Raw genomic sequence first — 7,027 nt, forward strand, 5'->3', positions numbered from 1 at the left:
GCTGGCCGGCGAACATTACATGCGGATATTCTACGAGATCCACGGACTGGAGACCGTGTCGCTGCGATACTTCAACGTGTTCGGGCCCAGGCAGGATCCGGCGTCGATGTACGCCGCGGTCATCCCGCGGTTCATCACCTCCGTCTTGCGAGGCGGGCCGCCTATCGTATACAGCGACGGGCGCCAGACCCGGGACTTCACCTATATCGACAACGTGGTGCACGCGAACATCGCCGCATGCTCGGCCCCTAAGGATGCCTGCGGGAAAGTGTTCAACATCGCCTGCGGGGAAAGGGTATCCCTGCTGGACATCCTGGAGATCATTTACGCGGAGGCCGGGAAACGGGTCCCTCCGAAATTCGAGCCCGTGCGGCCGGGCGATGTCAGGGACTCCCTTGCGGATATCTCCCGCGCACGCGAACTCCTCGGATACGACCCGAAGGTTTCGTTCCGGGATGGGCTGAGAAAAACGTTCGGGTGGTTCCAGGCAGAAAGCGCAGAACGGGGACGTTCCTGAGAACTTCCGCAGAACCGGGACACTCTTGGGGAGTCCCTCGGTTCTCCTTATCATCGTCCCGGCACCGTTAGCCGACCTGCCCTTTTGGCCCGAACCTTGATCGAAAACCAGGCATGACAAGAAGAGCCAGGGTCGATTTCCCGGGGGCGATCCATCACGTTTACGCCCGCGGCATCGAAAAACGAGCCATCTATCTGGACGACAGCGACCGGTGCGATTTCCTCGGGAGGGTGGGCTCCAACCTGGCGAAATGGCATATAGCCTGTTGCGCATGGGCACTTATGCCGAACCATTTTCACCTTCTGGTTCGAAGCGATGGAGGATGTCTCCCCTCATTCATGCAATGCCTGCTGACCGGGTACTCCATGTATTTCAACGACCGGCATAAACGCGTTGGCCACCTGTTCCAGAATCGGTACAAATCGCCGCTTATCGATAGCATCAAGCATTGCCGCGATGTCGCGCGGTACATCCACCTCAATCCGTTGCGTTCGGGAATCGTACCTTCGTTAGACGCTTTGGAGGAGTATCCCTGGACGGGTCACAGGCGGATCGTGCGCGGAGGGGCTCCCGGCTGGCAGGACGTCGGACTGCTGCGCGAGGCTTTCCACGGCTCCCCCGCAGGTGCGGAATGGGTCCCCGCCTATCTCGATTATCTGGAATCGGCGGTCAGAGCTCCGATCGATTTATCCGATTTCGAGGGAATCGGTGGACAAGCAGAATCCGACGATGGGCCAGTGCAGCTCTCTTCCGGGCCGCACGAAATATTTACCGATCTTCTTCAGCGCATTTCCGCTTCGCATGGCGTCCCCATCGAACGGGTGCTTTCCCGGGACAGGGACTACATCGTCATCGATATCCGGAGGGCGATTCTGAAAAAGTGTACGTGCAGCATGAAGATACCGATCGCTCAAATAGCCCGCTGGATGGGGATGTCGGCAGGCGCCGCCCGTTACCTCTTGAATTCCTGCCGTTGAACGAATCCATTCGCGAATCCGCAGGCGCAGGTCTGTCCCGGTTCTGCGGAAGTTCTCAGGAACGTCCCGGTTCTGACGTCTTCCGCGCCACCACCAGGAACGCGGAGTGCGAGAACATCCACTGGACGGGGCGGACGGACATCCCTTTCACGTGCCAGGGGCGGAGGATGACCTCGAAGGTATCGGGATCCGGGAAGACGCCCTCTTCGGCGAGCCGGTCGCAAAGCTGCTTCACCTGGATGGTGGAGGGAAGGTAGGCGAGCAGGATCCCCCCCGGGACGAGCGCCTCCCGGGCATGGGCAACCGCGTTCCAGGGCTCGGGAAGGTCGAGCACGATCCGGTCGACCTCCCGTTCGTCGATCCCTTCATAGATGTCCCGGACCTTGATCTCGAGGTTCGGGCACTCGCCGAGGTAGCGGCGTACCGTCTTCTCGCCGCTGACCGCGAAATCCTCCCGCACCTCGTAGGAGACGACCCTGCCCGCCGGGCCCACCGCCTCCAGCAGCTTGATCGTCAGGGCGCCCCAGCCGATGCCCGCCTCGATCACGGTCGCGCCCGGGAACACGTCGGCCCACATCAGGATCGGCCCCGTGTCCTTCGGGTAGATGATCTGCGCGTGCCGCTTCTGGTTCATGATGAACTGGATATAGGTGGGACGGAAGGCGCGGTATTCGTCGCCCATGGCCGTCCAGGCGCGGCAGCCGTCAGGCTTCCCGATCAGGTCGTCGTGGAGGAGGTTCCCCTTGTGGGTCCCGAAGACCTTCCCCGGCGCCAGGGTGATCAGATGCTCCTCCTTCTTCGGGGAGATGAGCAGCACGTCCTCCCCCGCCCGGAAGGGCCCCCTGCGGATGCGCCCGTGACCTTCGCCGTCCTCCGTCCCCGTCATCCGGAAACCCCCTTTTCGCGTTCCCCGCGCTTCCGGCGGACGAGCTCCTTCAGACGGCAGAAGGAGCACGTCTCGGTGAAAGTGGGCGCGCCGCACGACGCGCACGGCATTGCCGCCTCCTTCCCCCTCGCCACGGCGCCTTCGGGCATGGCGCCCTCGGCCAAGCCGCCCTCGGCCGCGCAGCCCAAAGCTGCGCCTTCTCCCGGCGCCCTCCGCAGCGGGTTCGATTCATCGAGGAAGCCCTGGTAGAAGACGATGCGCGATCCCGGCATCTTCTCCTCGATCAGCGACAGCGCCTCCTTGTAGACGAGCGAGGTGGCGTGCTCGCTCATCGGGCACTCCTCGGTCACGTAGTCGATCCCCTTCAGGAAGCCGTACGCGGCCGTCTCGAGCTCGGACACCCGCCACAGCGGCTTCACCTTCCGCACCAGCCCCTCGCCCGCCGCGGGAAGGTGCGGGTGCTGGCGCGACAGGTGCTCCCTCTGCCAGTGGAGCAGGTTCCCCAGCAGGCGCGCCGCCTCGTCGTCGAGGTTGTGCCCGGTCGCCACGACGTCGAATTTCCCCTCCGCGGCCACCCGGTTGAAGAAGTACCGCTTCACGGTCCCGCAGATGGAGCACTCCTGCATCCGCACGCAGCGCGCCGCTTCCGGGATCGGAATCCCCTCCTTCGCCAGCTCGACGACGATCGGCTCCTTCCCCTTGCCGCGCGCGTAGGCGAGCACCTTTTCCCTGGAGCGGTCCGAGTACCCCTCGATCCCCAGGTCGATGTAGAGTCCTTCCGTCTCATACTCCATCTCCATGAGGACGTCCCAGAGCACCAGGCTGTCCTTGCCGCCCGACACGCACACCAGCACGCGCTCCCTCGGCGACAGGAGGCGGTGCCTCCGTATCCCTTCCCGGACCTGTCGCCGGAAGAAGACGAAGAAGCATTCGGGGCAGAAGGCGGAGTGGTGGCTTGGCAGCTCGATCGCGGCAGCCGCCTTCCGGCAGCGCTTGCACTTCACGGGGGGCCTACCCGCCCGAGACGACGGAGATGACCTCGATCGTCTCCCCGTCCTCCACGCGGTGGTCCTTGGTGAGGAGCTTCCTCCCCTGCGTGACGATCACCGTGGCGGGGCGCACTCCCGCGTCGGCGAGGATGTCCATCACACGCCGGGGGCCGGGGACCTCGAGCTCCTTCTTCTTCTGGGGAATGCGGACGCGGATCATCGGAGCATTATACAGGATGGAACAGGATGAAATTCCCCCCCCCAGTCAGTGACTACAAATATCAATTTGACTTGAATTGACATTTCACAGTAGGATGGTTTTGAAATGTCAATTTGACGGATATTGACATTTCGTTGACATTTCGCGGCCAGCCGGAAGGTGCAATCGGGGATAAGCATGAAACTACCGGAACCTACGCCTGATTTGGCTTCCATTCGCTTCAAGGATCCAGCCAGGCTTGTCGCTCTTCTCACCTCAAGCGAAGCCCAAAAGTACGTCGTCAGGGCCAATCAGGAATATCTGCATTGGGAAAGAGCCAAATACCTGGATTTGCCCGCCTCTATTCCTGCGGAAGATTTATGGCTTCTCATCAAGCTGTCGAGAACATCCAACATGAAGTCGATTCCGCTTGCCGATCCCGTCGGTAACAGCTTTGGCTTCTGGCTTCCGGATCCGGTTCTGAGTGAGCTGCACTTCATCGACCAGAACGCCGGCGGCAGTATCCTGATCGATAATCCGCAGCTTTCCTCCGAAGCCAGGGAGAGATATCTGATCAGTTCCCTCATGGAAGAGGCGATCGCCTCCAGTCAGATCGAAGGAGCGGCGACGACGAGGAAAGTCGCCAAGGAAATGCTGCGCGAAGGGCGCCCGCCGAAAAACAAGGCGGAGAAGATGATCCTGAACAACTATCAAACGATCCGCAGGATAAAGGCCTTCCTTGGACAACCTCTCAGCCTGGAAATCCTCCATGAACTGCACAGGTCATTGACGGAAGGCACTCTGGACGATCCTGCCGCGGCAGGCCGTTTTCGCTCCGGGGATGATATCTGTGTGATCGATGAAAGCGACGGCCAGATATTGCATGTACCGCCGCCTGCCCGGGATCTCCCGACAAGGATGGAGAAGTTTCTCTCCTTCGCAAACGACAAGGACGACGAACCGTTCATACACCCGGTGGTGCGCGCCATACTGCTTCACTTCTGGCTTGGGTACGAGCATCCATACGTCGATGGAAACGGGAGAACGGCTCGTGCCGTTTTTTATTGGTACATGCTTTCCCGTAACTATTGGCTTTTCGAGTACTCGAGCATCTCCAGGATCATCCTGAAATCCGTCAGGCAATATGCCAGGGCATATTTGTACTCGGAGACCGATGGCAGGGATATCACGTATTTCCTTGTGTACCATCTGAAGGCGATCCGCCTGGCATTGGAAGAGCTGCACCGTTACCTGGCGCGGAAACAGGAAGAAATGAGGAAGGCGACGGCCATGCTTCACAATGTGCCCGACCTCAACTACAGGCAAATCGCCCTTCTCCAGCATGCGGTGAAGCACGCAGGAGCCGTTTACACGATCGAGTCCCATAAGAACTCGCACAATGTCGTCCGGGCAACGGCGAGCGCGGACCTGGCGGACCTTGTCGAGAGGGGATTCCTGAGCAGGAAGAGATTGAACCGGCGGTACTATTTCGTGGCGGTGCCGGATGTCGCGAAAAAGCTGGCCATTCCTGAATTGTCAATTTGACATAAATTGACAATCCATTGACATTTCACATCGACTTCAGCTGATGCGCCGCGGTGAAGTAGAGCCGGTATCCCTGCTGCAGGAGCAGGAAGGAGGTGATCGCCACCGCCCCCGTGATGGCGCACATGATGGCGATCTGGTAGCGGACCGCGATGATCGGCTCGGTGCCGGAGAGGATCTGCCCGGTCATCATGCCGGGGAGGGCGACGATCCCCGTCGCGGCCATGGTGTTCATGGTCGGGATCAGCGCCGCGCGGAAGGCCGCGCGGACCGCCGGCTCGGCCGCCTGCCGGGAGTTGGCCCCAAGGCAGAGGGCGGTCTCGATCTCCTCGCGCCGGTCGTGCATCTCGGAGGTGAGCCGCTCGGCGGCCAGGCTGGCGCCGTTCATTGAGTTGCCGATGATCATGCCGGCGAGCGGGATCAGGTAGCGCGGGTCGTACCATGGAGTGTAGCCGACCACCAGGAGGCAGAAGTAGAAGGTGACGCCGGCGCAGCCGACGATCATGGAACTGCCCACGACCCGGTAGAAACCCGGCATCCGCCGCTTCACGCGCGATCCCATGACCTGGAGCGCGAAGCCGGTCATCGCCAGCAGGATCAGCAGGACGAGGAAGGGGGAGCGCACGGAGAAGACCAGGTGCAGAACGTAGCCGACCGCGAGAAGCTGCAGGACCATGCGGACGGAGGAGCGGAGGAGCTGTCTTCCTTGACCGACCCGCCGCAGGCGCGACAGCCCGACCGACAGCAGAATCAGGCCGTAGGCCCAGGCGAGGTGGAGCAGCTCCAGCGGGACGATGTCCTGCTTCGCCATCCGGTCACTCCTCTCCCTTTTCCGGCTCCGCAAGAAAACGCCGGAACGCTTCCGTCCGCGGGTTCGCGAGCATCGACGCGCCCGGACCCTCTTCCAGCATCCTTCCCTTTTCCAGGTAGATCAGGCGGTCGGCGATCCTTCCCGCCAGCCGCAGGTCGTGCGTCACGAGGACGATGGCCGGCCGCTCCGACCGGCAGATGTCCCGGAAGGTTGCCGCCAGGCGGTCGGCGGTGGGAGGGTCCAGCGCGCTGGTCGGCTCGTCCAGCAGCAGCACCTGCGGGCGGCCGAACAGAGCCCGGGCCAGGCTGACCCGCTGCTGCTCCCCGCCGGAGAGGGAGCGGGCGTCCCGGTCCAGAAACTCCCTGGGGAGGCGGCTCAATTCCATCGCGCGGAGGAGCTCCGGGGCGCCGGCATCCGGGAGCGGCGCGCCGCGGTATAGGCACGGTCGCCGGAGGTTGTCGAGGACCGTCCCATCGAACATGAACGGCTTCTGCTGGACCATCCCCACCCGGCGGCGCAGGTCCAGAGGATCGAGCGACGCGATGTCCTCGCCGTCCAGAAGGACGCGGCCGGAGGTGGGATCCTCGAGTCGGTTGATCAGGCGGATGAGGGAGCTCTTGCCGCCGCCCGACGGCCCCACGACTGCCGTGATCTCCCCGGCGCGCGCCTCGAAGGAGATCTCCGCAAGGATCGCGACCTCCTCTCCCTGCGGATTCCTCCGCACCACGCCGACGTTTTCCATCCGGATCATCCAAGCCCTCTTCGAACCGGCAACGGATCCGGGATCCGGTTGAGCCGTCCCGGACACGAGGAGTAATATGTACCATCCATTACCATTCCGGGAGGGTGCCGGCAATGCTCAATCGTTCCAGAGGGGCCTTTATCTTTATTCTCCTCGTCTTTGCCTTGTCGGCCGGCTGCACGAAGTCCGAGGCCCCCCCGCAGGGAGCGCCTCCGGCGGCTCCCGCCGTCGCGACGTCGGCCCCGGCGGCCCCCGCTCCCGCCGGAGATTCGGGCGGGGAGGTCCTCTTCGGGCAGAAATGCAGCATTTGCCACGACCTCTCCATGGCGACGTCCCGCAAGGAGACCCGGGAGACCTGGGC

The 7,027-nt window shown here is 62.6% G+C and carries 9 protein-coding genes; 4 read left to right on the forward strand and 5 right to left on the reverse strand.

Going from position 1 to position 7,027, the window contains the following annotated elements; genetic code table 11:
* The coding region (locus tag AB1346_05575; protein MEW6719898.1) for an NAD-dependent epimerase/dehydratase family protein at positions 1–517 on the forward strand (517 nt) is incomplete at its 5' end.
* A gap of 113 nt (positions 518–630) precedes the next feature.
* The gene (locus tag AB1346_05580; protein ID MEW6719899.1) at positions 631–1,494 is read left to right on the forward strand and encodes a transposase; all 864 of its coding nucleotides are present in this window, start codon (positions 631–633) and stop codon (positions 1,492–1,494) included.
* 55 nt (positions 1,495–1,549) lie between these two features.
* On the opposite strand, the gene AB1346_05585 is transcribed toward AB1346_05580, so the two are convergent.
* From AB1346_05585 to AB1346_05595, 3 genes are read right to left on the reverse strand one after another with little or no spacing between them, the layout of a single operon-like run.
* Entirely contained in the window at positions 1,550–2,380 is an 831-nt protein-coding gene (locus tag AB1346_05585) for a tRNA (adenine-N1)-methyltransferase (GenBank protein MEW6719900.1), read from the reverse strand.
* Positions 2,377–3,384: an ATP-binding protein gene (locus tag AB1346_05590; protein MEW6719901.1), complete on the reverse strand. Its 1,008-nt coding sequence runs from the start codon at positions 3,382–3,384 to the stop codon at positions 2,377–2,379. The genes AB1346_05585 and AB1346_05590 overlap by 4 nt, the downstream gene beginning before the upstream one ends.
* A gap of 7 nt (positions 3,385–3,391) precedes the next feature.
* Complete coding sequence (locus AB1346_05595; protein ID MEW6719902.1) at positions 3,392–3,634, reverse strand: MoaD/ThiS family protein; 243 nt, start codon at positions 3,632–3,634, stop codon at positions 3,392–3,394.
* A gap of 132 nt (positions 3,635–3,766) precedes the next feature.
* On the opposite strand from AB1346_05595, the gene AB1346_05600 reads away from it, so the two are divergent.
* Positions 3,767–5,113: a Fic family protein gene (locus AB1346_05600; GenBank protein MEW6719903.1), complete on the forward strand. Its 1,347-nt coding sequence runs from the start codon at positions 3,767–3,769 to the stop codon at positions 5,111–5,113.
* Positions 5,114–5,138: 25 nt separating this feature from the next.
* On the opposite strand, the gene fetB is transcribed toward AB1346_05600, so the two are convergent.
* Complete coding sequence (fetB, locus tag AB1346_05605; GenBank protein MEW6719904.1) at positions 5,139–5,924, reverse strand: iron export ABC transporter permease subunit FetB; 786 nt, start codon at positions 5,922–5,924, stop codon at positions 5,139–5,141.
* 4 nt (positions 5,925–5,928) lie between these two features.
* On the reverse strand, positions 5,929–6,675 hold the full coding sequence (locus AB1346_05610; GenBank protein ID MEW6719905.1) for an ATP-binding cassette domain-containing protein: 747 nt from the start codon (positions 6,673–6,675) through the stop codon (positions 5,929–5,931).
* A 104-nt stretch (positions 6,676–6,779) separates the two neighbouring features.
* Here AB1346_05610 and AB1346_05615 point away from each other — a divergent pair.
* Positions 6,780–7,027, forward strand: a 248-nt coding sequence (locus AB1346_05615; GenBank protein MEW6719906.1) for a hypothetical protein, incomplete at its 3' end; no start/stop codon positions are given.

The sequence above is a fragment of the Thermodesulfobacteriota bacterium genome, assembly GCA_040758155.1.
GTDB lineage: Bacteria > Desulfobacterota > Deferrimicrobia > Deferrimicrobiales > Deferrimicrobiaceae > UBA2219.

What these genes read in the sequence shown, in the direction of transcription:
- AB1346_05580 (MEW6719899.1), top strand. Translation starts at nt 631, where the DNA reads ATGACAAGAAGAGCCAGGGTCGATTTCCCGGGGGCGATCCATCACGTT.
- AB1346_05585 (MEW6719900.1), bottom strand. Translation starts at nt 2,380, where the DNA reads ATGACGGGGACGGAGGACGGCGAAGGTCACGGGCGCATCCGCAGGGGG.
- AB1346_05600 (MEW6719903.1), top strand. Translation starts at nt 3,767, where the DNA reads ATGAAACTACCGGAACCTACGCCTGATTTGGCTTCCATTCGCTTCAAG.
- fetB (MEW6719904.1), bottom strand. Translation starts at nt 5,924, where the DNA reads ATGGCGAAGCAGGACATCGTCCCGCTGGAGCTGCTCCACCTCGCCTGG.
- AB1346_05610 (MEW6719905.1), bottom strand. Translation starts at nt 6,675, where the DNA reads ATGATCCGGATGGAAAACGTCGGCGTGGTGCGGAGGAATCCGCAGGGA.